This window comes from Streptomyces sp. NPDC048734 (assembly GCF_043198675.1).
Taxonomy (GTDB): Bacteria; Actinomycetota; Actinomycetes; order Streptomycetales; family Streptomycetaceae; genus Streptomyces.
The window spans coordinates 140,413-166,945 of the sequence record NZ_JBICUZ010000009.1 but is presented as its reverse complement, the minus strand read 5'-3'; the positions used below and the strand labels follow the sequence as shown (position 1 = coordinate 166,945).

The following is a 26,533-nucleotide window of genomic DNA, read 5'->3' as shown; positions in this document are numbered from 1 at the left end:
GCCGGCCGTTCCCGTCCCCATCCGTCATGCACGTCCACGTCAGCCAGGGCCCGGGCCGGTGCGCCCGGGCCCTGGCGTCTTCGGAGGCGCGGGCCCCAAGGCACGGCGGTGACCCGGCGCGCCGGCCGGGATCACGGTGCCCCGGCGGCGGCCGGGCGGGGCGTCAGGCGCCGACGTACGCCGCAAGGTGCTCGCCGGTGAGGGTGGAGCGGGCGGCGACGAGGTCGGCCGGAGTGCCCTCGAAGACGATCCTGCCGCCGTCGTGACCCGCGCCGGGACCGAGGTCGATGATCCAGTCGGCGTGCGCCATGACCGCCGGGTGGTGCTCGACGACGACGACCGACTTGCCCGCGTCGACCAGCCGGTCCAGCAGTCCGAGCAGTTGCTCCACATCGGCGAGGTGCAGGCCGGTGGTCGGCTCGTCGAGGACGTGGACGCCGCCCTTGTCTCCCATGCGGGTGGCGAGCTTGAGCCGCTGCCGCTCGCCGCCGGACAGCGTGGTGAGCGGCTGGCCGAGGGTGAGATAGCCGAGCCCGACGTCGGCGAGCCGGCCGAGGATGCGCCGCGCGGCCGGGATGTGCGCCTCGCCGGAGCCGAAGAACTCCTCGGCCCTGGCCACCGGCATCGCGAGCACCTCGCTGATGTCCCGGCCGCCGAGGCGGTGTTCGAGCACCGCCGCCTGGTACCGCTTGCCCTCGCAGTCCTCGCAGGGGGCGGCGACGCCGGCCATCATCGCCAGGTCGGTGTAGACGACACCCGCGCCGTTGCAGGCGGGGCAGGCGCCCGCGGAGTTGGCGCTGAACAGGGCCGGCTTCACGCCGTTGGCCTTGGCGAACGCCTTGCGGATCGGGTCGAGCAGTCCGGTGTAGGTCGCCGGGTTGCTGCGCCGCGACCCCCTGATGGGGCTCTGGTCGACCGTCACCACTCCCGCGTCGGCGGGGATCGACCCGTGGACGAGCGAACTCTTGCCGGAACCGGCGACCCCCGTGACGACGACGAGCACGCCGAGCGGGATGTCCACGTCGACGCCCTGGAGGTTGTGCGCCGTCGCACCGCGGATCTCCAGCGCCCCGGTCGGCCTGCGCACGGACTCCTTCAGGGCGGCCCGGTCGTCGAGGTGGCGGCCGGTGACGGTGCCGCCGGCTCGCAGCCCCTCGACGGTGCCCTCGTAGCAGACGGTGCCGCCCGCGGCGCCGGCGCCGGGGCCGAGGTCGACGACGTGGTCGGCGATCGCGATCGTCTGCGGCTTGTGCTCCACGACGAGCACGGTGTTGCCCTTGTCGCGCAGGCGCAGCAGCAGGTCGTTCATCCGCTGGATGTCATGGGGGTGCAGGCCGACGGTGGGCTCGTCGAAGACGTAGGTGACGTCGGTGAGCGAGGAGCCGAGGTGGCGGATCATCTTGACGCGCTGCGCCTCACCGCCCGACAGGGTGCCCGCCGGCCGGTCGAGCGAGAGGTAGCCGAGGCCGATCTCCGCGAACGAGTCGAGGGTCCGGCGCAACGTCGTCAGCAGCGGCGCCACCGACGGCACGTCGAGCTTGCGGACCCATTCGGCGAGGTCGGTGATCTGCATGGCGCAGGCGTCGGCGATGCTGATCCCGTCGATCCTCGACGAGCGGGCGCCCTCGCTGAGGCGGGTGCCGTCGCACTCGGGGCAGAAGGTGAAGGTCATGGCGCGCTCCACGAAGGCGCGCACATGGGGCTGGAGCGCGTCGACGTCCTTGGCGAGCATCGACTTCTGGATCTTCGGGATCAGTCCCTCGTACGTCAGGTTGATGCCGTCGACCTTGATCTTGGTCGGTTCCCGGTGAAGGAGATCGCGCAGTTCCTGCTCCGTGAACCTGCGGATCGGCTTGTCCGGGTCGAAGAAGCCGCAGCCGCTGAAGATACGTCCGTACCAGCCGTCCATGCTGTAGCCGGGGATCGTGAGCGCGCCCTCGTTGAGGGACTTGCTGTCGTCGTAGAGCTGGGTGAGGTCGATGTCGGAGACCGTGCCCCGGCCCTCGCAGCGGGTGCACATGCCGCCGGTGCGCTGGTAGGTCGCCTTCACCGTCTCCTTGGCGCCGCGCTCGACGGTGATGCCGCCGCTGGCCCGCACCGAGGCGGTGTTGAAGGAGTAGGCGCTGGGCGGGCCGATGTGCGGCTCGCCCAGCCGGCTGAAGAGGATGCGCAGCATCGCGTTGGCGTCGGTGGCGGTGCCGACCGTGGAACGGGGGTCGGCGCCCATCCGCTGCTGGTCGACGATGATCGCGGTCGTCAGCCCGTCGAGCACGTCGACGTCGGGCCTCGCGAGCGTCGGCATGAAGCCCTGCACGAAGGCGCTGTACGTCTCGTTGATCAGCCGTTGCGACTCGGCGGCGATCGTGTCGAAGACCAGCGAGCTCTTGCCCGAGCCGGACACCCCCGTGAAGACGGTCAGCCGGCGCTTCGGGATCTCGACGCTGACGTCCTTGAGGTTGTTCACGCGCGCGCTGTGCACACGGATCACGTCGTGGGTGTCGGCGGCGTGGGGCGCGGACGGCCGGTCGTCCGTCCTGTTCGCAGGGCTCATCAACTGTCTCCGTCCGTGTTCCTGGGCATCGTCCCCACGCTATGTGCCGCCGGTGGCCCGACGCTTCCCGTTTCCTGACCGCATCGGACCGTTCCTGTCCGGCCGGGCGGCGCGAAACCATGCCATACCGTACGTACCGGCGGTGAAGCGGCGCCCGGACGGCCCGGGTCGCACACCCGGACGACGATCGGCCAGCTTCGGGCGTGAACGGTCAGTAAGCGACATCCCGGAGCGGGGCGGGTGCGAAGGCGCTGAGATGGCTTGAATCGTCGCGCAAGGTGAGGTGGAACATGGCCGACTTGGTGCAGGCGGAACCGGTGGAACGACGGTACGGCTGCCGCGCCCCTGTGCGCGAGAAGGCTCCGGGCGGGGCGGAGGAACGGTTCCGGGGGCTGCTGGAGGCGGCACCGGACGCGATGGTCATCGTCGACGACCGGGGCACCATCCGGCTCGTCAACGCCCAGACCGAGGCCCTCTTCGGCTATCGCCGCGAGGAACTCCTCGACCAGCCGGTCGAGTTGCTGCTGCCGCACCGCTTCCGCGCGCAGCACACCGGGCACCGCGGCGGATACACGGCCAACCGCCAGGTCCGGCCCATGGGCGCCGGACTCGAACTGCTCGGGCTGCGCAAGGACGGCACCGAGTTCCCCGTCGAGATCAGTCTGAGCCCCCTGGAGACCACCGACGGGCTGCTGGTGTCGGCGGCGGTCCGCGACGTCTCCGACCGCAAGGCCGCCGAGGCCCGCATCAACGAGCTGGCCGCCCTCGTGGAATCCTCGCAGGACGCCATCCTCGCCCACACCCTGGACGGATACGTCACCTACTGGAACGCGGCGGCACAGCGCCTGTACGGCTACACCGCCGACGAGGCCATCGGCCAACACGTCTCCCTGCTGGCCCCGCCCGAGCTGCGCGGCGAGGTCAGGGCGCTGCTGCGGCGGCTCCGGCGGGGCCGGAAGGTGGAGCACTTCGAGACGCTGAAGGTCACCAGCGGCGGTGCGCTGCTGGACGTCGACGTGACCCTGTGGCCGACCCGGGACACCCGCGGCACGGTGGTCGGGGCGTGCGCGATCGTGCGGGACATCAGCGACCGCAAGCGCGCCCAGGCCGAGCTGACCGAACTGTACGAGCAGCAGCGGCACATCGCCCTCACGCTCCAGCGCAGCCTGATGGGCACACCGCCCGCGCTGCCCGGCCTGGCCACCGCCAGTCGTTACCGGCCCGCCACCCAGGGCGCCGGGGTGGGCGGCGACTGGTTCGACCTCGTGCCGCTGGGCGGCGGCCGGGTGGGGGTGCTGATAGGCGACGTGATGGGACGGGGTCTGGAGGCCGCCGCCGTGATGGGCCAGTTGCGCTCGGCCGCGCACGCGCTGGCGAAGACCGGCATGCAGCCGCGGCAGCTGATGCGGGCGCTGGACACCTGCGTCGCCGACCTGGACGTGCCCGACCAGCTCGTGACCTGCTGCTACCTGGTCATCGCCCCGAAGACGGGCACGGTGACGATCTGCTCGGCGGGCCATCTGCCGGTCCTGGTCGCCGGGGCCGGCAAGGGGGTGCGGGCGCTCGACTGCCCGGTCAACATGCCCCTCGGGGTCGGCGACGGCCCGTTCGAGCAGGCCCGCGCGCAGATACCGCCGGGAGCCACCCTGGTGCTGTACACGGACGGCCTGATCGAGACGCCGGGCAGCGACATAGAACTGCGCATCGGTGAACTCACCCTCCTGCTAAACGAGTTGTTCACCGACGCACCCTGTCTGGAGACAGCCGCCGACCAGGTGCTCGCCGGCCTCCTGCCGGACCCGGAGAGCCACAACGACGACGTGACCCTCCTGCTGGCGCAGCTTCCGGCGGCCCAGGGGTCGTCTTCAAGGTCAGATCCGGAGCAGGATTGAGGTGATGGGGACGGCGGCCTGGCAGGACTCGCGGGTCCTGTCGTGGCCAGTGGGCGGTCCGCGCCCCTGCCGGGGGCGGCTGAAGCAGCGCTCGACGACGTCGCGGCGGTGCCGACGGGCGCGCGGAGGCCGTGGGTTGTGGGCCTGCCGAGGCAGAACGCAACCGGACTCCCTGAAGGCAGCCGTCACCCGGCGCCGACGCCCACACGGGCACCGACGGGGGTGCCGACGCCCTCGTCGAAGCCCTTGCCGAGCAGCCGGACGGCCAGCGCCACCTCCCAGGCGAACACCGGAAGGGCCGCGAGCACCCCGACCCCAGTGACCTGCTCGTAGACTCCGAACAGCACGGCGGTCGCCGAGGCGCAGATCATCGTCCCGCCGACCAGTCCCAGCAGGGCGATGAACCGCGGCACGAGCCGCGAGGTGTACATCAGGGCGGCCAGTACCAGGGTGTTGGCCCCGAGGACGAAGTTCGGCCCGAACAGGAACGTCCAGTCGTGGAATGCCACCAGGGCCCTGCCGACCGTCACCAGTGAGGCGTCATCAGCGCCCGCCGCGCCCTCGGCCTGCTGCCTGAGCGTCGCAACCGACAGCACGCTGATGATGCCGACGACGATGACGGTGGCCTCCAGTAGACGCCCGCAGACGTAGCCGAGCGCCGCCCACTCGCTCCGCCTCTTCAGCACCGGGTACAACACGACCCCGGTGCCCGTGACGGCCAGCGCGAGCACGAACTCGCACAGCGCCCCCAGGAACACCCGGGTGTCGGCGCCGGGACCGACGACGTACTCGGTGTCGTGCAGAACGGGGCGGTAGAGCGCGAGCCCGCCGATCGCGGTGACCTCGGTGATGAGGAACAGCACAGCCACGACGACCGCGGTTCTCCTGCTTGTGCTCATGCGGAACAGACCCCCTCCGTAGGTGTACGGCGTACACCCGCCAGTTGACGCTCACCTTAGGTGTACGCCGTACACTCGTCAAGGCGGGACTCGAGCGCCCGCCATCCGCACCAACCGAGCCACCCCGGAACGGATCGAGGGAGAAACCCACGTGTCGGAGCAGCAGCGGGAACCACGCCGGACCCCCCTGAGCCGGAACCGGCTGCTGCACGCCGCCGTCGCCTTCGCCGACGGCTCCGGGATCGAGGCCTTGAGCATGCGTCGACTCGCCCAGGAACTCGGCGTCGTGCCGATGGCCCTCTACAAGCACGTGGCCAACAAGGAAGAACTCCTGGACGGCATGGTGGAGGTCGTCGTCGCGGAGATCGAGGGTCAGGTCCTCGGATCCGACTGGAAGAGCGCGGTCCGCGGACGGATCCTCGGGGCACGCGACGCCCTCCTGGCACACAGCTGGGCGGCTCAGGTGATCCGGTCGCGCACCAGTCCGACGCCGGCCGTGCTTGCGTACCTGGACTCCGTGATCGGCATGTTCCGGGACGGCGGCTTCTCACTCGACCTCACCCACCACGCGATGCACGCCCTCGGCAGCCGCGTGCTCGGCTTCACCGAGGAGCTGTTCGACGACCCGCCGAACACCGCGCCGCAGGACGGCCGGGCGCAGGTGGCCGCGTACGAGGCGATGGCCCGGCGGTACCCCCACGTCACCGAGCTGGCCCGGGCGGTGGCCCACGACCGGCGGACAGTCATCGGCCAGGGCTGCGACGACCGCTTCGAGTTCGAGTTCGCACTGGACCTTCTCCTGGACGGATTCGAACGGCTCCACGCCCAGGGCTGGACGTCCACGCCCTGAGCCGGCCGACGGTTCCCACCGCGTCCCGGTCACCGAACGAGTCCCCGGCCCCAGCCGGCCGCGGCGCCGCCCCTCCCGCTCCTCCTGGACCCAAGCGGCCCGCTCGTCCCCCGAGCCGGACGCGGCCCACGACATCGCCGGGATCAAGGACCCGACGGTCGTCGGTACGACGGCGAGCACCGGGTGTTCACCGGCACCCCGAGCGCCGCCGGCTACAACCCGGTGCACCTGAACTCCAGCGACCGGTCCCAGGCCGGCGGCGAGATGACCCGTGCCGGCTACGACCAGACCCCCACCATTCCCGCCCGCCGGCTCCAGCACCTCCACCAGGGCTTGAACCTCAACGCGAGCGGTGACCACAACAGCCTCCGTGGCGGCTCGGCCTCCTCACCCGGACAGTGGGTCGGTCACCGCGTCGGCAGCTGCGTCCGGTCACGGTCAGGCGCTGGAGCGGACGACCAAGCGGGTCGGAAGGATCAGCGGAGTGGGGTCCTGCCCGTTGAGGAGCGCGACGAGCATGCGTGCCATCTCCCGCCCCAAGGCCTCTATGGGCTGATGAACGGTGGTGAGCGGCGGGTCGGCGATCCGGGCGACCGTCAGGTCGTCGAAGCCGACCACGGCGACGTCGGCGGGAACTCGTCGGCCGGCCTCCCGCAACGTGCGCAGCACTCCCGCCGCCATGTTGTCGTTGGCGGAGACCACCCCGTCCACGTCGGGGTGGTCCGCCAGCAGTGCGGCCATGGCGCCGGCCCCGCTGGGCTCGGTGAAGTCGCCTCCCCTGGGAGGGAACGGATCGAGACCGGCGCCCAGCATGGCGTCCCGGTAGCCGCGGTACCGGGCACGCCCGGCCTCGGTGTCCAGACGCCCGCAGATCGCGGCCACGCGCCTCCGGCCGCGCGAGATGAGGTACTCGGTCGCCTCACGCGCTCCGCCGACGTTGTCGACGTCCACGTACCACCGGGGGGTCGAACCGACCGGACGGCCACCGAACACGACGGGCACCTGCGCCTCGTCGGCCATACGGGCCAGCGGATCGTCCTCGCGCAGCGCCATCAGCATGACTCCGTCCGCACCCTGGGACCGAAGGAGCTCCTCGACCCGCTTGCGGCCCCGGTCGGAAGCGGCCAGGCACAGCATCAGATGCAAGTCGGCCTCCTCCAGGGCGGCCCACGCCCCCACGATCACCTGGGCGAAGAACGGATCGGCGAAGATCGACGGGTCCTCTCCCGAGACGACCAGGGCGGCCGCTCCCGTCTGCCGTGTGGCCAGAGCGCGCGCGGTCGAATTACGCACGTACCCAAGTTGCCGGACGGCCCGTTCGACCGCCTCGCGCTTGGCGCGGCTGACGTGCGGAGCGTTGTTGAGGGCGCGGGAGGCCACGGAGCGGGAGACACCGGCGCGTTCGGCGACCTCGTCGAGCGTCGGTTGCCGACGCGGCGCATCTTCTGCCATGAGCCGTGAGTCTTCCACAGGCAGGGAGCCCTGCACGGCGCACATACTGGAAGCGCTTCCAGTCACCCCGGCCCTGGTGTCTGCACATTGTCGGTCAACGTCGAATCCCGTGCCGACTATTGACAGTCCCATCAGCCAGTTCCACGATTGGGACCGCTTCCGGTGGGAGCGCTCCCAGCCCCTGTGTCTCCGTCAGAAACCGAGGTACTGTCATGCGCCATGGACTCCGCGCACTGGTGGCAGGGCTCTGTGCTCTGCCGCTGGCGTTCGCCGCCGCACCGTCCGCCCACGCGGCCGACCCGACGACCATGACCAGTGGGTTCTACGCGGACCCCGACTCCAGTGCGAAGAGGTGGGTGGCCGCCAACCCTGGCGACGGCCGGGCGGCCGCGATCAACGCCTCCATCGCCAACACGCCGATGGCCCGTTGGTTCGGCTCCTGGAGCGGCACCATCGGTACCGCCACGGGTGCCTATGTCGGGGCGGCGGACCAACGGGACAAGCTGCCCCTCCTCGTCGCCTACAACGTCTACAACCGCGACTACTGCGGCGGGCACTCCGCCGGCGGAGCCGCTTCGCCGTCCGCCTACGCCGACTGGATCGCGCAGTTCGCCGGCGGGATCGGCAACCGTCCTGCCGTCGTCATCCTCGAACCGGACTCCCTCGGGGACTACGGCTGCATGACCCAGGCGCAGATCGACGAACGCGAGGGCATGCTCACCGGCGCCATCGCCCAGTTCAACCGCCAGGCCCCCAACACCTGGGTCTACATGGACGCCGGCAACCCGCGATGGGTCGACGCGGCGACCATGGCCCGGCGACTCCACGAAGCCGGCATCCGTCAAGCCCACGGCTTCTCGCTCAACGTCTCCAACTACTTCACCACTGCGGAGAACACCGCCTACGGCAACGCCGTCAACAGCGAACTCAGCGCCCGCTACGGCTACACCAAGCCGTTCGTCGTGGACACCAGCCGCAACGGCAACGGCTCCGACGGACAGTGGTGCAACCCCTCGGGCCGCCGCCTCGGCACGCCCACCCGGATGGGCGGAGGAGCCGAGATGCTCCTGTGGATCAAAACCCCGGGCGAGTCGGACGGCAACTGCGGCGTCGGATCCGGCTCCACGGCCGGGCAGTTCCTCCCCGAGGTCGCCTACAAGATGATCTACGGCTACTGATCCGGGACTCCCTCCGCCGCCCGGGCGATCGGCAGTCCGCCGGGCGGCGGACAGCGGGCGGCGGGCAGCGGGCAGCGGGCAGCGGGCAGCGGGTGCCTCCCTCCCCCGACCGGCTCATCGACCAGGAAGCAGCCATGAATCCACGCAGCCCACGGCACCGCGCGGCCGCCGTCGCCGCGGCCCTCACCGCCCGCGCCGCTCTCATCACGACGCAGGCGCAGGCCGCATCCGCACAGGACGTGATCACTCCGGCCACGAAGTTCTACGTGGACCCGCACAGCAAGGCCGCGAAGCAGACGCTCACGGACTTCGGCAACGGCGACATCGACGATGCCGTGGACATGACCAAGCTCGCGAGCTGGCCGCAGGCCAAGTGGCTCACCGAGGGCACGCCCAGCGAGGTGCGCTCCAAGGTGAGCGGGCTCGTCCATCGGGTCCCGGCCGTCAACCGGGCGCCCGTCCTGGTCGTCTACGACGTCCCGGGCCGGGACCGCACGCAGTACCCCAGCGGCGGAGCCGCGTCCTCCGCCGCCTACGGCAGTGGATCGACGCCCTTCGCCTCCGGCATCGAAAACAGCCCGGGTGCGGGCCGAGAAGGCGTACGACTCTCGCAGTCACCGCTCCTACCTGCGCGGACGCAGGATCAAGGCCGCGATCCCGGTCCCGGCGGACCGGGTCCGCAACCGGCTCAAGCACGGATCGCGTGGCGGGCGACCGCCGACGTTCGACAAGCACGGCTACAAGCAGCGGCACGCGGCCGAATGTGGGGTCAACCGCCTCGAGCGCCACCGGGCCGTCACCACGAGGCACGACACGTTCGCCGTCCGCCACGAAGCGACCGTGCTGGTCGCAGGGTACGCCGCCGCCCGGCTCGTCGCGCTCGGAGCTCCACGGCCGCGTCCCGGCGGTGACCCGACCCTCTGGCTGCGCGAAGCCTCGACCACGGCCGGGGCCCGCGATGTGCGCCACCGCTGCGCGTACCGTTTCCGCGGACGGTTGTCGTGTGTTGCCGCTTCGCCGGCGACGTTTGCAAACCTGCCCCCCGGGCGGCGGGGAGCATGGAATGGTCAGCCGCTGAAGTCGGCGCGGATGTGACCGGTGGCCGGTGGTCGGCGGGGGGAGACGAGGGGGACGGCGCCGTGGCGGCGTTGGCGTCGGCCGTACTCGGTGATGGCCTGCCACAGGTCACGCCGGTCGACGTCGGGCCAGTAGCCGGGGGTGAAGTGGAGCTCGGCGTAGGTGGCGTGCCAGGGGAGGAAGTTGGAGGTGCGCTGTTCGTCTCCGGTGCGCCACAGCAGGTCGACGTCCGGCATGTCGGGGTGGGGCAGATGGCGGGTGAAGTCGTCCTCACCGATGAGGTGAGGGTCGACGTCGCCTGCTTGGGCTGCCTGGACGAGGGCTGCTGCGGTCCGGGTGATCTCGTCGCGGCCGCCGTAGTTGATGCACACGGTGAGGGTCAGTCCGGTGCGGCCGCGGGTGCGGCGCTCCTCACGCAGGAGGGCCTGGACGAGTTCTTCGGGCAGTTCGTCGGGGCGGCCGGACCAGCGCTGGCGTACGTCGAGGTCACGGAGGGGGCCCTCGTCCAGGTCGCGCCGAATCGCTTCCAGGATGGTGCTGACTTCCTCGGTATCGCGTTTCCAGTTCTCGGTGGAGAACGCGTAGAGGGTCAGATGGCGCAGGCCGATCTCCAGTGCGCCGTAAACCATCTCGCGGACGGCGGCGGTGCCGGCGCGGTGGCCTTCCGGGCGGGGCAGGCCGCGCTGCTCGGCCCAGCGGCCGTTTCCGTCCATGATGACCGCCACGTGGGAAGGCATCCGGTCGGCAGCGATCTGCGGGGGCCGGGCGTCGTCGGGGTGTGGTGGCGGGGGCCGCAATCCGGTGTTGTCGGCCGCCGGGCGCGGAACGCTCGCGGCCACCGCGGGTGGTCGGGGCCCCGGCACGGTCAGGGGGGTCAGGCTCCAGGCCATGGCCGAGCGGAGGCGGGCGGGGGCGAGGATGCGGGTGCGAGCCGCGAGGGAGGGGCGTGGGGCGCGTTTGAGCAGGGTGGAGCCGGCGGCTTCGACGGCGTCGAGTTGGGCGCGCATCAGGCATGCCGCGGTGTTGAGCACGGTGGCCGCACCCGGGTGCATTCCTCTCGTCATCGCAGGCCTGGTGACCCATTGGCGAGCCAGAGCTGTCAGGTCGCTGATCAGCGCCGCTGCGGCCGGGCTCCAGCGGCCCTGCCGCAGGTCGTCTTCGGCGCCCGGGAAGGCTTCCAGGGCCTCCGCGGGCAGGAGCAGGAGGCCCTGGGCGAGGTCGGCGCTCAGGTCGGTGAGGACGTCGGTGAGCTGGGAGCCGTCGATGAACTGCTCGTAGTCCTTGCGCCGGTCCAGCCGTAGCGTCATCGGCGCGCCGACCTGCTCGAACAGCTGCCGTACCTGGTCGACCCAGGGAACCAACTCCTCGTTGCACCGCGCCTGCCACTCGGCCCAGTCGGCGAAGTACCGGCCGCGGGCATCGTTCCGCGTGCTGGTCATGGCGCCTTGCAGGCTGGACAGGTCCAGACGCCATCGCAGGGCGGTGTCCACCAGGGCGTGCCGGACCGGATCCGTGCTGGCGCCAGCCGCCAGGTCGCGTTGCAGGGCCTGTGTCCATGCCTCGACGCGGGCCTCACGCTCGGCCGGTTCCACATCCCTCCGGTCGGCCAGGTCGTCCAGGACGCTCGCGGCCGCCCACAGTGCCCGGCAGGCCGGGCGCAGCACGGCCGGCATCAGCTGGATGAGGGCGTGGATCCCGGGGTCGTGCGCTCGTGTGGTGCGCCGGCACAGCCGGTACGCGGCCCGCAGGAATGGGTCTTGACCGGTGAACGACCGGGCGGTGGGTCGCCCCCGCCGTGCTCGCGTGGCCGCATCGAGGTCTGCCGTCGTGGGCTGTGGTGTGGCGCGCATGTGTGGGACCGGGACCTCAGTGTGCTTCCGTGTCGGACACCGCGGGCGATGGCGTGGCAGTTCGGCGCGGCGCGGGAAGGCCGATCCTGTCGCTTCCTGGCCCGGGCAGCGGGGTCGGGGCGGTCGGCTGCAGGGAGCTGCGGGTGCTGCGACGGAAGCCCGTCAGGGCGACCAGGGAGGCTGTCGCGAACCAGGTGAGCTGGATGGCCAGACAGTCGGGTACCGGTCTGGTGGAGAATCCGGCCGCCGTGCCGGCCTGCATGGCCCCGTAGGACGGCAGGTAGCGCACGACCGGGTTGTCGGCCCCGGAACTCATGACGGGGTTCTGCAGCGCGAGGTCGATGATGCTGGTCATCACGATGGCGAACATCCCCTCGACTTCCCGGCCCAGCAGGGAGCCGAAGCCGACGCCGAGCGCACCGTAGGTGAGTCCGGCGCAGAACAGCGCAGCGGCGAGCAGGAGGGGCTGGCGGGGTGTCCAGGCCGTGCAGGTGACGGCAGTGGCGTAGGCGGCGACCGCCGCCGAGACCAGAGCCAGGGCGGTGACCTTGGCCAGGACCAGGTGGGTGCGGGAGTAGCCGGCCATGGCCAGCCGGCGGTCGAAACCGCTGCCGGAGAACGTGGCGGCGAACATCATGAAACCGGTGATCAGGGTGACGGCGTTGAGCGCACCGCTGATCGCGGTCAGTTCATTGCCGTGCGGGGCGAGCGCCTCCCCGGTGGCCCGAAGCCGCATCCGGGCCGGGGTGTCAGGCATCGCCACAAACGCCAGGGTCGTCCACACGGGGACGAACAGGCCCACCAGGATCATGGCGAAGCGGTTGCGGCCGTGCTCGATGAGTGTGAACCGGGTGGCGACGGCGAAGCGAGTCGGGTGGAACCTCACGCGGCGGCCCCCGCCTTGTCCGGGCGGAGCCGTCCGCTGTCCAGGCGCCACAACTCGTCCAGGCGTTCGGTGTCGTACGCCAGGTGAGAGACGACCAGGACCGAGCGTCCCGCGTCCCGCAGCCGCACGGCAAGATCCCAGAACCGCTGGTAGGTGTCCCAGTCGAAGCCCTGGTAGGGCTCGTCCAGCAAGAGCACCCGCGGATCGTGCATGAGCGCCAGGGTCATGTTCAGTTTCTGCCGCGTGCCGCCGCTGAGCACCCCGGCCCGCTCATCGGCATATCCGGTGAAGCCCAGCACGTCCATGACCTCCTCGGCGTATCGCACATCGGCGAGGCCGTAAGCCGTCTGGAAGAACGTCAGGTGCTGCCGGACGGTCAGAGCGTCATTGAGGACCACGTGCTGCGGGCAGTAGCCGAACCGGCCTTGGTGACGGACCGTGCCGCGCGTGGGCCGCAACTCACCGGAAAGGATTTTCAGCAGCGTGGACTTGCCGGCGCCGTTCTCTCCCACGATCCCGCACAGTGTCCCGGCCCGAAGCCGCAGGTCAACACCCCGCAGAACGGTGCGCCGACGGTAGGCGTGATGGACGTCCCTGACCTCCACACCCATCTCCCCCCTGGTTGGACCTGAACCGGTCGTGACCGAACGGTCCAACGATCAAGACGTCCAACGGACACGGGATCCCATGCCACGGACGTGGTCGCCAGTCGCGGCGGGGCTCGCGGCGTCAAAGGGCCGAAGGTGACGGTGACGGTGCCGGGGCCGTGTGAGCCGTCCCCGAGTCGGGTCCCTGACCCGCCACCCATCACCGGTTCACCCACACCGAGACGCAAGCCGTCAAGGCATGGCTTCGGACGGCCATGCCTACGGTCGGCTTCTGGACGAACCCGTCCGCGTCACTGTCCTGACCGGCGACCGGCGCGCGGGTGCCCCTGCCAACGGGCCCGCCGGCCCGCTGAACAGCGCGAGCGGCACCGCCTCCTTGATGCACCGGCTTGATGCACCGGCCGAGCCGGGCGAGCGCGTCCGCGGTGACGGACCGGCACAGCCATTCCCCCCGCTCGCCCCGGACCTGCGCCCGGACCCGGCGGAGTTGCCCGCCCGTCCGTACCCCCTGGAGGCAGAGGCGGCGGTCGCCGCGCTGGCCGTCGCGGCGGAGGAACGGCAAGAGGAACGGCAAGAGGAACGGCAAGGGGAGCCTGCCCCCGTCCGCTCCCGCCCCAACCGGGACGCCCTGCTGACGGAAGCCCGGTTGCCGCTCGACCGGTACGGGCCCGGTGCCCGCTACTGGACCAACGCGACGGCCGCCGCCTGCGATCCGGCACCGGACTTCCTCACATCCGGCCTCCGGGGCACCGCCTCCCACTGCTTCCACACCCGCGGGTACACCGCCGGCCTCGACATGTTCGAGGACCTGGGCGTGGTCGCGGTGAACGACGAAGAGGTGGGCGTCTTCTGGTCATTCGGAGCGTACTGACGACCATCACGGAACACGCGCCCCGTACCCGCACGGCCCGGCCCCGCCGCTCCCGGCCCGATGCCGCCGGCGCGCGAAGGTCCTCGGGGCCACGGCGCCGCGCCGACCCGGGCACCGGGCCGCCGAGCGCAGCGTCCGCCCCTCCTGCGGGCCTGCCGGCCCGGGCCGGACGACGGCCGCCGTCACTGCCTCGTCCGCCGGGAGTGCGGATTCAGCCTGGCGGTGGACTCCGAAGAGGTCGAACAGTGGGTGGCGAGGATCGCGCGTGACATCGGGTCCCACGTGGTGGGCCACACCTTCGAACTCACGGACGTGTGCGCCGGCTGCCGCCCCGGGCCGGTCGACCGCCGAACACCCCGCCGACGGCTCTCGGGCCGCCCGGTGACGGGCCGGGTGCACGAGTGATCCGACGAGCCCTTCGGTCGTCGGCGCGCCCCAACCCCTCCGGGGGTCCGGGGCGCACCGACGGGTGCTCACAGCACCTTGAGCTCCGCCGCGTCATCGGCCGCCAGCTCCTCGGTGACCCGCGCGGGGTCGAGCACGTCCGCGGCGAAGTGCACACCGGGAGCGATCGTCCCGTCGAGCACCCGGAGAGCGGCGGTGGCGGCGAGGAACCCGCTCAGCTCGTAGGAGTCCGGGGCGCGCAGGACGAGCCTCGCGGTGGGCGGGCCGTCCGTCGCCCCGTCCCAGAGGTGGAACTCCTGTCCGTACCAGGCCCCGTGGCGCCGCACGTCCTCGTCGGCCGCCGCCACCAGGTCGGCGGTCTCCGTGCTGTCCAGTGCCCATGCCATGGCCAGTTCCTCGGCCAGGCGCCCGCCGCCGAAGACGGTGTACCAGCGCACCCGGCCGATGTCCGTGGCGCGGGCCAGCCGGACGGCCTCGGTGGACAGGAAGGGGAAGGCGTCGACGGGTGCGGGGAAGGCGTCGAGCCGCATCCCTCGGCGGGGGGCCAGCGCTCGCTCCCGTACCCGGCCCTCGTACCAGGCGGCCGCCGGTGTGCCGTGCTCGGGTCCGCGGCCGAGCAGCACGTCGCCGGCGGCGGCCGGGGTGAGCGGCGCGACGCCGCCGACGTAGGCGTCCAGTGCGAGGGGACCGGTGGCGCGTGCGGCCAGTGCGCGGGGCAGCAGCGAGGACAGGCCCGGCAGCGCGCCGGCGGACAGTACGGCCGCGCGTCCGGCCGTCACCCATCGCCCGGCGCCCCCGTCGGCGGACAGCAGGTTGTGGACCGGGTCGTCACCGGCCGCGTCGACGTAGTCCGCGCCGCCTCGCAGCGCGGCCCGGGCGACCGTGTCGAGGACGCGGTACGAAGGTCCCGCGCAGTTGACGACGAGTCGGCAACCCCGCGTGAAGCGATCCAGCGAGTCGGGGTCGGTCAGGTCCACCGTCAGGGCGCCCACGTCCGGGCCCGCCTCCGGGAGGCCGGCGACCAGCGCTTGTGCCCGGCCCTGATCGCGGCCGGCCACCAGCAGCGGGTGGACCCCCGCGCGGTGGAGCCGCCGTACGACCGCGCTGCCGACTGCTCCGTAACCGCCCAGGACGCCGACGGCCGCCAGGTGTTGCACCGGTGTTCCTCCTGTTTTCCCACTGACTCGGTTGATGAAAATGATAATTATTATCGTAGCCATTATTCGACGGGTTACGGAAGAAGTGACGACGATGTACGACGTGATCGTGGTGGGCGGCGGGCCCGCCGGCCTCAACGCGGCGCTGGTGTCCGGGCGTCAGCGCAGGCGGGTCCTCCTGCTGGACTCGGGCCGCCCGCGCAACGCGCCCGCGGCACAGATGCACATGTTCCTCAGCCGGGACGGCTTTCCGCCCGCCGAGCTGCGCCGCATAGGCCGGGAGCAGCTCACCGCCTACCCGAACGTGGCCGTACGCGAGGCGACCGTCACCGCCGCCGCGCCCGAGCCGCGGGGGTTCGCCCTGACGCTGGCCGACGGCACCGTGGAGCGGACCCGGAAGCTGGTCCTCGCCACGGGGCAGGTCGACGTGCTCGACGAGCAGGTGGAGGGCCTGTCCGCGCTGTTCGGCCGAGGGGTGTACCACTGTCCGTTCTGCCACGGCTGGGAGACCAGCGGGATGAGCCTGGCCGTCCTGGGGCACGAACTGCCGCAGGTCATGCAGGCCCTCTACGTGGCCGACCGGTTCAGCGAGGACGTGATCGTGTGCACCAACGGTCACCCGGTGCCCGAGCAGGCAGCGGGCCGTCTCGCCGAGGCCGGGATCGCCGTGGAGGAGACGGCCGTGACCCGCCTCGAGGGCGAGGAGGGCGCCGTCCGCCTGGTCCTCGCCGACGGGCGGGTGCTCGAGCGGCAGGGCGTCTACCACCGGGCGCCCACCCGTCAGCACTCGCCGCTGGCCGAGCGGTTGGGATGCGCGGTCCTCCCGGACGGCTGCGTGCGGGTGGACGAGTTCCAGCGCACCTCCGTGCCCGGTGTCTACGCGGCCGGTGACACCGCCCGGCTGGAGGCCCTGCCCGACGCCCTCACCTTCGTGATCACCGGTGCCGCCGACGGGGCCCGTGCCGCGGTCTGGCTCGACCAGGAGCTCTTCCGCGAGGACGCCGGCCTGGGCGGCTGAGACCGAGGTGCGGCGGGGGCGGTTCCACCCCCGCCGCACCCTTCTCAGCGGTCGTCCGGTTCGCGGAGAGCGGCGGCGAGTCCAGCCACCGTGGGCTGCCGGAGGAAGCGGCGGGGCGTCACCCGCCCCAGTCCCTCCCGCGCGAGCGACCCGAGCATCCGCACCGCGAGCAGCGAGTCACCGCCGAGCGCGAAGAAGTCGGCGGTGCGCTCCTCGACCGGGCAGTCCAGCAGCTTGTGCCAGTGCGCCGCGACGGCTCGTTCCACGTCGTCCCGGGGCGGTCCCGGCTCCGCTCCGCCGACCGCCGCCGCGGGTACGGACAGGCGCCGGCCGGGTGCCTGCCGGGCCGGCCCGGCCTGCTCGCCGTCGACCGCGTCGGGCAGTTCGACCACGGCGGCCCAGCCGTCCGGTTCGACCAGCGATTCCACGGTCGTCATGAGGTCGGCGAACATCCGGTCGACGTCCGCTCCCGCGAACAGCTCCTCCACCAGCGAGAAGACGACCACCAGTTCCCCGCGCAGCTCGAACAGCCGTACCTCCAGAGCCACCTGGGGCGTCCGCAGCTGCTGGTGGTGGCTCAGCAGGTCGATCGCGCCCAGCGGCCCGGCCTCCTGCGGCACCTCGCTGCCCAGCGCCGCGTCCACGCCCAGGGTGGACTGGAAGACGACGGGTGCCACCGGGCGGTGGGTGCCCCGGCGGCGGCCCAGTTCGCGGGAGACCTCCACGCCGGTGATCAGGTTGTGGGCGAGCGCGTCACCGATGTCCTGCTGGGCGCGGCCGGCGAGGTCGGCGAAGACGGGGGCCGCCGGCAGCTCGACCGGCAGGAGCATGGTCGAGGAGAAGGCTCCCACCAGGCGGGACACGTCGGGGTGCAGCGGGAGCCGGTTCAGCTGGAGGGTGTTGAGCAGGAAGCGGCGGTGGCCGCAGGCCCGGGCGACGGCGGCGGCGAAGGCGGCGAACATCGCCGCGGACGGGGTCACCCCGTGCTCGGTGCACAGCCGTCGCAGCTTTGACCAGCGCTGCGGGTCGAGCACCGCCTGCCGGGTGCCCATCAGGGTGGGGCGCACCTCGGCGGGGTCGGCCACCAGCGGCAGGGCCGGCGGCAGCGGGAAGCCGTCGAGGCGGTCCCACCACCAGTCGCGGTCCTGCTGCCACGCCTCGGTGCCGGGCAGGTCCCGCAGGGTCGTCACGTAGTCGCCGTAGTCGATGTCCAGGGGCGCGAGGACGGCGTTGTAGTCGGAGACCAGGGCGAACAGGTCGCGGTAGAAGACGCCGGAGGACCATCCGTCAATGATCAGCAGGCTGGTCGAGGAGTGCAGCCGGGCGCGGTCGCCGGGCATCAGCGTCAGGCGCATGTCCAGACCGCAGCCCCGGGACGGGTCGGGGCCCTCGGTGCTCATCTCGTGGCGTATCCGCGCGAGCCGGGCCGCGGCCGTCTCCTCGTCGGCGTCGCGCAGGTCGGTGACCTGGAGCTGCGGTACCGCCTCCGGGTCGTCCAGGGGCAGGATGCGCTGCCGGCCGTCGGGCAGGATGCGTGCCCGCAGGACGGCCTGGTGCTCGGCCAGGCGCTCCAGGGCGTCCTGCAGCGCCTCGGGGGCCTCGTCGGCGTCGATGTCCTCCAGCCCGATGTCCACGTAGTGGTGCGCGGAGCGGTAGGACAGCTCCCAGGCGTCCTGCTGGCCCACGAAGTAGCCCTGCTGGAGCGGCAGGAGCGGGAACGGCGCGTCCGGGTCCTCGCGCCGGCGCAGGTCCAGGGGCAGCGGGCGCAGGGCGCCCGTTCCCGATCCGGTGCTGCGTTCGTGGACGAGGGCGGCGAGCTGCGCGGCGCTCTGTTCGACGCGGACGTCCGCCAGCGCCAGCGGGGTGCCCAGCCTCTTGCGGAGCATCGCGGCCATGCGGACGGCCAGGACGGAGTCGCCGCCCAGGCTCAGGAAGCTGGCGTCCGCCGGTACGGCGGCCAGGTCGGTCTCCAGGGCGTCGGCCCACACGGCGCGGACGGCGTCGACCAGGTCGGCCGAGGTCTGCTCGGCGGTGTGCTCGGGTGCGGATGCGGGGGTCAACAGGGGGCTCCAGTCGAATTGGCGGGGCGGATGACGTCGTCCACGGCGTGGATCCGTGGGAGGGGCAGGGCGGGGGGCAGGCGGTCGGCGAGCGCGGCACGGACGCGGCCGGGGTCCGGGCGGGCGCCGTGTGACCTGACACGGCCGGCGACGACGCGCTGGCCCGCCGCGGCGAGGGGGTGCTCCTCGTGCGGCAGGACGGGCAGCGGGTCGAAGCCCGCCGCGTCCAGTTGCCGTGCCCATTCCCCGGCGGTGAGGAAGACCCGGTCCTGGCCGGTCCGCAGGTCCGTGAACCACTCCTGTTCGCCGGGCGCGGGCGACATCAGCAGGTACATGGAGGTGAGCGCCTGGTAGTGCTCCCGGCACGACTCCACCAGGACCAGCAGCCCGCCGGGCGCCAGCAGTTCCCGCAGGGCCGCCAGACAGCGTCCGGCGTGCCGTGCGTTGTGCAGGACGTTCGCCGCCAGGACGACGTCCCGGGAGCCCGGCTCCAGGCCCTGGTCGAGCGGGTCGGCCTGGATGTCGAACAGGGCGTGCCGCAGGCCGGGGCGGTCGCCGAAGACGTCCCTGGCCGTTCGCAGGAAGAACGGGGAGACGTCCGTGAACAGGTAGTCGACGGGCGTGTCGCCGAGCGCCTCCAGGACGGTGCCGGTGGTGCCGCCCACGCCGGCGCCCGCTTCGAGGACGCGCAGGGGAGCCGGCGTCGTCCGGCGGCGGGCCTCGTCGGCGATCAGGGACGCGGCGGCGTGGTTGGCCCAGCGGCTGGGGACGCTGTCGCGGTAGTTGCCCTGCGCGGTGCCCGTCTCCCCGTCGGGGAAGAGGACCTCCTGAAGGGACGTGCGGTCCTGGAGCAGCAGCGGGAGCCGTTCGGCCGCGGCCCGGAAGAAGCGGGTCATGGACGCCGGGTAGCCCAGGCCCGCGCAGGCGCCGTCCAGCTCGCGCAGCGCCCGGGCGTGGTCGCGGCGGTCCGGCACCGCGAGGGAGTGGTGGCGGCCCGTCGCCGCGTCCAGGTGGAGCCGGCCCTCCGCGGTCAGGGTGCGCAGCCAGCGCCGTACGATCCACGCGTGCCGGGGTGCGACCGCCAGGGTTTCGAGGATCTCGTCGGTGCGGGGCCGTCCGCCGTCGCGGAACAGACGGGTCCGGTCCAGTACCCGGGCCGTCGTCAGCAGCGCCGTCTCGTCGAGCTGCCGCATCAGTGCCGGGAGAACGGCCGGGTCGGTACCGCGGACGGCGGCGTCACCGGTGTCCGCGGCCCGGCCGGCGGCGCGGGCGTCGTCCCGGTCCGCACTGGATGACGGCCGCGCCGCCGGAGGCGGACCCGTCACCAGCAGGGTGTCCTGCCCACTGCCGCGCACCAGCTGCCAGTCCGTCACGCCGGGCAGCCCGGTGAGGGTCTCGTCGGTGAGTGCGCCGTTCACGCGTGGCCGTCCTCGACGACGTCCACCACGGTGATCGCCGGTGGCACGGTGTCCGGCTCGGCCCGGCGCAGGTGGTCGCGCAGCACCTCGGGCAGACGGCGCCGTACGAACAGGGGGAACGGCTCGTGGGCGACCGGGCCGCAGGGCTCCGGCAGGTCCTCGGCCGCGGCGGGCGCGCAGTCGGCGGGAGCCGCCACGGCCAGCGCGCGCGGGTCGGCGGCGTCGAGCAGTACGGCGGCGTCCGCCCCCCGCAGCGCCTCGCGCAGGGCGTACGGGGTCACCGCCCCGGGGGCGTCGTGGAGCAGGGCGTTGGGGATGCCGTGGACGACGACGGGACCGTCGGCGAGCGCGTCGCGCAGCGCTTGCCGGACATCGCTCCCCCGGTGTCCGTCCCAGGGCGTCCGGCGCACGTGCCGGGTCCCCGGTCCGCCCGTGTGCGGGCCGACGCGCAGGACGATGTCGTAGCGGTAGCGGGTGAGTTCGGTGTCCTCGGCCATGGTGCGGGCGTGCACGCTCATGCGGACCGGACGGGGCCGGTCCGCGACCGCCGCGGCGACGGCCGCCGGGGTGAAGGACAGTTCCTCGTCCGTCTCGGCGGCGGCCGCGGCCCTCGCGGCGATCGTCGTGTCGTCCGCCTCGGGGTCGCGGGCCCGTTCCATCCGTCCGAAGTGGTCGAGCAGCAGGCCGGAGTGCCGGACGTCCCCCACGATCACGGTGCCGCCGTCCTCGACCGCCGACAGCGCCCCGTGCAGGACGGTGGTCAGGTAGGCCAGGTCGGGGAAGCACTGGGTGACCGAGTTGAGCAGCACGCAGTCGGGGCGCGCGCCGGGGCCGAAAGCGACGTCCATGGCGTCCCGTACCCGGGGCGCGGCCGTCTCGTGGGCGGCGGCCCGGACGAACGCGGTGCGGGGCAGGCCGGCGGTGGCGAGACGGTCCACCGCGACCTGGGCGACGTCGGTGCCGGCGTACCCGTCCAGGTGCGGGTGCAGGCGGTGGGCGAGCAGGCCGGTGCCGCAGCCGAGTTCCAGGAGTCTCGTCGGGCGCTGGGCCAGGACGAGGTCCACGGTGCGGTCCACCCAGTCCCGCATGTGGGCCTCGGGCAGCGGTGCCCCGGTGTCGGAGGCCCGCCACCCGGACAGGTCGAGGTCGTCGGCGTGCCGGCCCTCGGCCGTCTCGTACGTCCACTCGTAGACCTCGGCCCACTGTTCGAGGTGCTCGCGCATCAGGGGGCCCGGCTCGGGTGCCGCGGTCACGGCGTCCGGGTGCGGGACGACCCTGACGCCGCCGCCGTCGGGTGCGGGGCGGGCCCGGGCCACCCAGGGATGGGCGGCCAGCAGGTCCGCGATCCGGCCGGTGTGTTCAGCCGTCGTGTGGTCGGACACCGGAGTGCTCCGTTCTGTCGTCGAGGGGGTGGTCGGGGGCCGTGTGCGGCCCTGGAACCAGGCGGCGCCCGGTCAGGTGCAGGACGCGGTCGGCGCGGGCGGCCGTGTCGGAGTCGTGGGTGACGGTCAGGACGGCGGGGCCGTTCTCCCGCAGCCGGTCCAGCAGGTCGAGGACGAGTCGTGCCGAGTCCGGGTCCAGACCCGCGGTGGGCTCGTCCAGCAGCAGCACGTCGGGCTCGGCGGCGAGCGCCCGGGCGAGGACCACCCGGCGGCGCTGGCCGCCGGAGAGCGCCGCCGGTCTGCGGCCGGCCAGCTCGACGGGAAGTCCCACGGCATCGAGGAGTTCCCGTACGCGTTCACGCCCGGCCGCCGCGGTCGTGCCGTGGAACACCTTCAGCGGCCGGGCCACCGCCCGGCCGACGGTGTGCGCCGGGTTGAGTTCCGCCACCGTGTCCTGTCCTGCCAGTTGGACGGCGCGCAGCATCCACCGGTCGCGCGAGCGGGTCCCGGCGGGCAACGGGCTTCCGTGCAGCAGGAGTTGTCCGGCGGTCGGCGGGCGACGGCCCGCGAGGGCGTGCAGCAGGGTCGTCTTTCCGCCGCCCGACCGTCCCGTGACGGCCAGCCAGCCGCCCGCCGGCAGGTCCAGGTCGCCGGCGTCGAGCAGCGGTGTGCCGTCCGGGGTCCGCAGGGTCAGGCCCCGCGCCGACAGCACGGGCGCCGGGGGCGGGGCGGGGTCCGCCGCCGTGCGGGTCGGACGTCCGGCCCGTGGTGACGTGGGATCGGCGGTCGGGCGGAGCGGTTCCTGCCACGGGGCGCGTGTCATCCGTCCGCGCACGGCGGCGGTCGCACGTGACGTGTGCCGCGCGGTGGCGTCCGTACCGGCGGCCGGGTGCGCGTCGCCGGCGAGCACCAGTGTCCGGTCGGCCAGTTCCGCGGCCAGCCGGGCGTCGTGCGTGACCAGGACGACGCACCGGCCGGGTGTCCCACGGCGGGACCGCACCTCTTCGGCCACCAGGTCGGCCGTCGCGCGGTCCAGTGCCGAGGTCGGCTCGTCCAGGACGAGCAGCTCCGGATCGGCGCACAGGGCCCTTGCCAGGGCGACCCGCTGGGCCTGTCCGCCGGAGAGTTCCCCCGCCCGCCGGGAGGCGAGGCCGGACGGAAGGCCCAGCCGGCGCATCAGGGCCTCGACCCGCCGGGCGCGGGCGGCGGCGTCACCGGTGAACTCCTCGCCGATCAGCCGGTCCACGCGCCACAGCGGATGGAGGGCCGCGCCGGGGTCCTGCGCCAGCCAGCCGCACCGGGCACGCCGCCACCGTCGGGCCGTCCGGCCGGGCGGCACGGCCGCACCGCGCCAGCGCACGGTGCCCGCCGCGCGGTGCAGTCCGTCCGGGAGGACGTCGAGCAGGGCGCGCAGCAGCGTGGACTTACCGGCACCGGACGCACCGGTGACGGCCAGCACCTGCCCCGGGTCGACGCGGACGTCGACCGGCGGCAGGACGGTGGCTCCGTCGAGGGCACGGCGGACGGTCAGTCCCTCGGCCGCCAGCAGCGCGGCGCCGGGGGGAACGAGCCCTTCGTGGGCGCGGACCGTCATGTCGCCTCCCCCGGGGCACGGGCGGCCGTCCGGGCCGCCGCGGCGAACACCCAGGCGCAGCCCGCCAGGGGGATCGCCGGCGCAAGCAGCGCCCAGGGGTTGAGTGCGGCGCCGGGCAGGTTCTCGCTGAGCATCAGGGCCCAGTCGGGGTCCGGTGGCTGGGGCCCCAGACCGAGCACGGCGAGGGCCGCGGCGATCTGCAGCGCCGTGACGAGCCGGAGCCCGGCGTCGGCGGCGACGAGGCGGCGCAGGGCGGGCAGCACCTCGTGGAGCAGCACGGCGGGCGTGCGTTCGCCGCGCTCGACGGCGGCGTGCACGTGCCCGCTGTCGCGCAGCTGCGCGCACTGCGTGGCGACGACCCGCGCGGTCAGCGGGGCTCCGGCGAGTACCGATGCCACGACGACCGCCGTCGCCCCCGGCAGCGCGGTGGCCAGCACCAGCGCCAGGACCAGGGCGGGAACGGCCAGCAGCAGGTCGCACAGGGCCCGTACGGTGCGGGCGCCGCGGTCGCCCGACCACCCCGCGGCCAGGCCGAGGCCGGCGCCGCAGACGACGGCGGCGAGCGCGGCGAGCAGGGACACGGTCAGGAGGTGGGTGCCCCCGGCCAGGACCCGGGACAGCACGTCGCGCCCCAGGACGTCGGTGCCCAGCGGATGCCGTCCGCCGGGCGGCGCCCAGGGGGCGGCGACCGTTCGCTCCGGGGGGTGCGGGGCGGCGTACCGGCCGAGCGGCACGCACACCAGCAGGGCGAGGGCCGCGGTCACGGACACCGGGGGGCGGACGGCTCCGGGGAGGAACGGCACAGGCACTCCGGTCATGCGGTCCTCCCCGCCGTCGCCGCCGACGGGCCGCGGTCCCCCGGCACCGTGGTGCGGCGGGCGGCCAGGTCGGCCAGGAGCATGCCCAGCAGCAGGACGACGGCCGGGAGGAGGGCCGCGGCCTGGATGACGGGGACGTCCCGCACCGCGACGGCGGACACCAGCAGCTGCCCGGTGCCCGGATAGCCGAAGAGGGTCTCCGCCAGGGCGGTTCCCGCCACGAGACCACCGGCCAGCAGGGCCGTCACCTGGAGCGCCGGCGCGTACAGGAAGGGCAGGACGTGCCGGTGCAGCACGAGCGGGGCGGGCAGGCCGCGCAGCCGCGCGTCGGCCACGTGCGGGCGGCGCAGGACATCGGCCAGCGCCCCGCGCAGCAGGACGGTGGCGAACGCGGCCGAGGGCAGCGCCAGGGTGAGCGCGGGCAGTACCAGGAGCCGGGGGTCCGCCAGGGGCGAGCCGCCGGGCGGCAGCAGGGACACGGGGGGCAGCCAGCCCAGCAGCCCGGCCAGGACCGCGCCGAGCACCGCCGCGTGGACCGGCTGCGGCACGGCGGCCAGTCCGGTGGCGGCCGAGCCGCCCCGGCCGCCGCGCAGGTACGCCACGGTCAGGGCCGTCGCGGTGAGCAGCACGGTGACCGCCAGCGCCGCCGCGACCAGGACGGCGGTGGCGGGCAGCCGCTCGGCGAACAGCGTCGCCACCGGCCTGCCGCCCGCCAGCGAGTGTCCCAGGTCCCCCCGGGCCAGGGCGTACAGCCAGTCGAGGTAGCGCACCACGGCCGGCCGGTCCAGCCCGAGACGCTCCCGCTCCGCCGCGACGTCCTCGTCGGAGACCCGTCCCGCCGTCCTCAGCTCCCCGGCGTCACCGGGGAGCAGTTCGGTGGCCGTGAAGACCACGGCCGTGGCGGCGACGGCCAGGACCGCGGCCCGGCCGGCCGGGCGCAGGGCGCGGCCGGCAGTGCGCGGGGTCACTTGGCCATCCACACCTGGTCGATGAACATGCGCTGGAATCCGGGCCCGTCGGGCAGCCCGCGCACGCCCGGCGCGGCGAGGTCCAGGCCGTCCCCGGTGCCCCAGACGACGTAGCCGCCGTCCTCCCACAGCTCGCGCTGGATGCCGGAGAGCAGCTCCTCGCGCCGCGCCTCGTCGGCGGTCGACATGGCGCGGGCGAAGCCGTCGTCGAAGCTCTTGCTGCGCCAGGCGGTCTCGTTGGTCGGTGAGTCGGACAGCAGTCCGACGCGGACGAGGTCGGGGAAGGAGATGCCGCCGTAGTAGCCGGTGTAGAACGCCTTCTTGGCGTAGACGGCGGTCCAGTAGGTGTCCGCCGGCTCGACCTTCACCTCGGCGTCGACCCCGATGTCGGAGAGCTGCTGGGCGTAGAGGGTGGCCGCGGTGTCCATGCCGGGGTAGGACGTGGTGGTGTGCAGGGTGACGGACAGTCCGTCGGCGTGGCCCGCCTCGGCCAGCAGCTTCCTGGCCTTCTTCACGTCGTGGGCGCGCTGCGGCAGGTCGTCGGGGGCGGAGGGGTCGTAGGGGGTGGGGAGGTCGTTGGCGACCTTGCCGTAGCCGAGGAACACGGTGTCGACCAGGGCCTTGCGGTCGGCGGCGAGGCGGAACGCCTCGCGGACCCGGGGGTCGTCGAACGGCTCGGTGTCCAGGCGCATGACGAACGGGTACTCGGTGACTCCGTCGCGCCGGACGACCTGGGTCTTCGCCGAGGATCCCGCGCTCTTGACCGCGGCGGGGCTGACGCTGCCGGCGACGTCGGCCTGCCCGGAGGCGACGGCACCGGCCCGTGCCTGCGGGTCGGCGACGGCCTGGATCTCGATCCGGTCCAGGTGCGGGCGCTCTCCCCACCACGTGTCGTTGCGGGTGAGGACGGTGGTCTGGGCGCTGGTCCGCTGCACCTGGTACGGACCCGAGCCGGTGACGGGACGGGAGAAGTCCTCGGTGCCCTCCGGGACGACGAAGGTGACGGATTCCAGGGCCCGGGGCGCGTCGGCCATCGGGGCGCGGGTGGCCAGGACGACGGTGTGCTCGTCGGGGGCGGTGGACTTCGCCAGGTCGAAGTCGGCGAGCCGGCCGTAGTTCTCGGCGGCCTTGCCGCCGATGCGCCGCAGGGAGTACAGCACGTCGGCGGCGCGCACCGGCTCGCCGTCGGTGAAGCGGGCGTCCTCGCGCAGGGTGAGGGTCCAGCGGTCCATGGCGGCGTTGGGCTTCCACGACGTGGCGAGCCGCGGCCGGGTCTTCCCGTCCTCGCCGGGGACGGTCAGGACGTCGTACGTCAGGGCGAAGCGCAGGACGTCGGACTCGTTGCCGAGACCGCCGTGCGGGTCGTCACTGGCGGTGGCCGGGGATCCGGCGACGGCGTACCGCAGGGTGCCGCCGTCGACGGGCGCGCCGGTGCGGGAGGCCGGGGTGTCGGCGGCGGGTGTGCCGGAGCAGGCGCTCAGCAGCAGGGCGCCTACCGCCGCGAGGGCGGTGAGGGCGGATCTGCGGGACAGGTGGCTGCGGGGTGAGGGGTGCTGGTGCATGGTTGCTTTCCGCGAGAGGTTCGGGCGTCGGGAGTGC

The 26,533-nt window shown here is 73.4% G+C and carries 20 protein-coding genes; 6 read left to right on the top strand and 14 right to left on the bottom strand.

Going from position 1 to position 26,533, the window contains the following annotated elements:
* Positions 1–163 precede the first annotated feature (163 nt).
* On the bottom strand, positions 164–2,551 hold the full coding sequence (locus ACGFQC_RS23825; RefSeq protein ID WP_363089444.1) for an excinuclease ABC subunit UvrA: 2,388 nt from the start codon (positions 2,549–2,551) through the stop codon (positions 164–166).
* A 317-nt stretch (positions 2,552–2,868) separates the two neighbouring features.
* Here ACGFQC_RS23825 and ACGFQC_RS23820 point away from each other — a divergent pair, with 317 nt between their 5' ends.
* Complete coding sequence (locus tag ACGFQC_RS23820) at positions 2,869–4,443, top strand: PAS domain S-box protein (protein WP_363089520.1); 1,575 nt, start codon at positions 2,869–2,871, stop codon at positions 4,441–4,443.
* Positions 4,444–4,628: 185 nt separating this feature from the next.
* On the opposite strand, the gene ACGFQC_RS23815 is transcribed toward ACGFQC_RS23820, so the two are convergent.
* Positions 4,629–5,342 carry a DUF4386 domain-containing protein gene (locus ACGFQC_RS23815; protein ID WP_363089445.1) on the bottom strand — a complete coding sequence of 238 codons (714 nt, stop codon included), beginning with the start codon at positions 5,340–5,342 and terminating at the stop codon, positions 4,629–4,631.
* 151 nt (positions 5,343–5,493) lie between these two features.
* Between ACGFQC_RS23815 and ACGFQC_RS23810 the strand changes: the two genes are divergently transcribed.
* The gene (locus ACGFQC_RS23810) at positions 5,494–6,192 is read left to right on the top strand and encodes a TetR/AcrR family transcriptional regulator C-terminal domain-containing protein (RefSeq protein ID WP_363089446.1); all 699 of its coding nucleotides are present in this window, start codon (positions 5,494–5,496) and stop codon (positions 6,190–6,192) included.
* A gap of 438 nt (positions 6,193–6,630) precedes the next feature.
* Here the strand turns inward: ACGFQC_RS23810 and ACGFQC_RS23805 are convergent, their stop codons facing one another.
* The gene (locus ACGFQC_RS23805; protein ID WP_363089447.1) at positions 6,631–7,644 is read right to left on the bottom strand and encodes a LacI family DNA-binding transcriptional regulator; all 1,014 of its coding nucleotides are present in this window, start codon (positions 7,642–7,644) and stop codon (positions 6,631–6,633) included.
* Positions 7,645–7,856: 212 nt separating this feature from the next.
* Here ACGFQC_RS23805 and ACGFQC_RS23800 point away from each other — a divergent pair, with 212 nt between their 5' ends.
* Together ACGFQC_RS23800 and ACGFQC_RS23795 are read left to right on the top strand one after the other, a co-directional pair.
* Positions 7,857–8,822, top strand: a complete 966-nt coding sequence (locus ACGFQC_RS23800) for a glycoside hydrolase family 6 protein (protein ID WP_363089448.1) — start codon at positions 7,857–7,859, stop codon at positions 8,820–8,822.
* A gap of 134 nt (positions 8,823–8,956) precedes the next feature.
* Positions 8,957–9,733, top strand: a complete 777-nt coding sequence (locus tag ACGFQC_RS23795; protein ID WP_393288614.1) for a glycoside hydrolase family 6 protein — start codon at positions 8,957–8,959, stop codon at positions 9,731–9,733.
* Positions 9,734–9,889: 156 nt separating this feature from the next.
* On the opposite strand, the gene uppS is transcribed toward ACGFQC_RS23795, so the two are convergent.
* The 3 genes from uppS to ACGFQC_RS23780 all read right to left on the bottom strand — a co-directional run bounded on the left by uppS (position 9,890) and on the right by ACGFQC_RS23780 (position 13,240).
* Entirely contained in the window at positions 9,890–11,572 is a 1,683-nt protein-coding gene (uppS, locus tag ACGFQC_RS23790) for a polyprenyl diphosphate synthase (RefSeq protein ID WP_393288612.1), read from the bottom strand.
* Positions 11,573–11,765: 193 nt separating this feature from the next.
* Positions 11,766–12,635, bottom strand: a complete 870-nt coding sequence (locus ACGFQC_RS23785) for an ABC transporter permease (RefSeq protein ID WP_363089450.1) — start codon at positions 12,633–12,635, stop codon at positions 11,766–11,768.
* Positions 12,632–13,240, bottom strand: a complete 609-nt coding sequence (locus ACGFQC_RS23780; RefSeq protein WP_363089451.1) for an ABC transporter ATP-binding protein — start codon at positions 13,238–13,240, stop codon at positions 12,632–12,634. Before ACGFQC_RS23780 ends, ACGFQC_RS23785 begins: the two co-directional genes overlap by 4 nt.
* Positions 13,241–13,481: 241 nt before the next feature.
* Between ACGFQC_RS23780 and ACGFQC_RS23775 the strand changes: the two genes are divergently transcribed.
* The gene (locus ACGFQC_RS23775) at positions 13,482–14,114 is read left to right on the top strand and encodes a hypothetical protein (RefSeq protein WP_363089452.1); all 633 of its coding nucleotides are present in this window, start codon (positions 13,482–13,484) and stop codon (positions 14,112–14,114) included.
* 473 nt (positions 14,115–14,587) lie between these two features.
* Here ACGFQC_RS23775 and ACGFQC_RS23770 read toward each other — a convergent pair whose 3' ends face one another.
* Positions 14,588–15,676: a saccharopine dehydrogenase NADP-binding domain-containing protein gene (locus tag ACGFQC_RS23770; RefSeq protein ID WP_363089453.1), complete on the bottom strand. Its 1,089-nt coding sequence runs from the start codon at positions 15,674–15,676 to the stop codon at positions 14,588–14,590.
* Between the two features lie 94 nt (positions 15,677–15,770).
* Here ACGFQC_RS23770 and ACGFQC_RS23765 point away from each other — a divergent pair, with 94 nt between their 5' ends.
* On the top strand, positions 15,771–16,694 hold the full coding sequence (locus ACGFQC_RS23765) for an NAD(P)/FAD-dependent oxidoreductase (protein WP_363089454.1): 924 nt from the start codon (positions 15,771–15,773) through the stop codon (positions 16,692–16,694).
* A 44-nt stretch (positions 16,695–16,738) separates the two neighbouring features.
* Here the strand turns inward: ACGFQC_RS23765 and ACGFQC_RS23760 are convergent, their stop codons facing one another.
* From ACGFQC_RS23760 to ACGFQC_RS23730, 7 genes are read right to left on the bottom strand one after another with little or no spacing between them, the layout of a single operon-like run.
* Positions 16,739–18,754, bottom strand: coding sequence for a condensation domain-containing protein (locus tag ACGFQC_RS23760; protein ID WP_363089455.1), 2,016 nt, complete (start codon positions 18,752–18,754; stop codon positions 16,739–16,741).
* A complete protein-coding gene (locus ACGFQC_RS23755; protein WP_363089456.1) occupies positions 18,751–20,172 on the bottom strand; it encodes a class I SAM-dependent methyltransferase in 1,422 nt (473 codons plus the stop codon). The genes ACGFQC_RS23760 and ACGFQC_RS23755 overlap by 4 nt, the downstream gene beginning before the upstream one ends.
* On the bottom strand, positions 20,169–21,554 hold the full coding sequence (locus ACGFQC_RS23750; protein WP_363089457.1) for a class I SAM-dependent methyltransferase: 1,386 nt from the start codon (positions 21,552–21,554) through the stop codon (positions 20,169–20,171). Before ACGFQC_RS23750 ends, ACGFQC_RS23755 begins: the two co-directional genes overlap by 4 nt.
* A complete protein-coding gene (locus ACGFQC_RS23745; RefSeq protein ID WP_363089458.1) occupies positions 21,532–23,148 on the bottom strand; it encodes an ATP-binding cassette domain-containing protein in 1,617 nt (538 codons plus the stop codon). The genes ACGFQC_RS23750 and ACGFQC_RS23745 overlap by 23 nt, the downstream gene beginning before the upstream one ends.
* Positions 23,145–23,966, bottom strand: coding sequence for an ABC transporter permease subunit (locus ACGFQC_RS23740; protein ID WP_363089459.1), 822 nt, complete (start codon positions 23,964–23,966; stop codon positions 23,145–23,147). Before ACGFQC_RS23740 ends, ACGFQC_RS23745 begins: the two co-directional genes overlap by 4 nt.
* The gene (locus tag ACGFQC_RS23735) at positions 23,963–24,934 is read right to left on the bottom strand and encodes an ABC transporter permease (protein WP_363089460.1); all 972 of its coding nucleotides are present in this window, start codon (positions 24,932–24,934) and stop codon (positions 23,963–23,965) included. The genes ACGFQC_RS23740 and ACGFQC_RS23735 overlap by 4 nt, the downstream gene beginning before the upstream one ends.
* Positions 24,931–26,496, bottom strand: coding sequence for an ABC transporter substrate-binding protein (locus ACGFQC_RS23730; RefSeq protein ID WP_363089461.1), 1,566 nt, complete (start codon positions 26,494–26,496; stop codon positions 24,931–24,933). Before ACGFQC_RS23730 ends, ACGFQC_RS23735 begins: the two co-directional genes overlap by 4 nt.
* Positions 26,497–26,533: the final 37 nt, after the last annotated feature.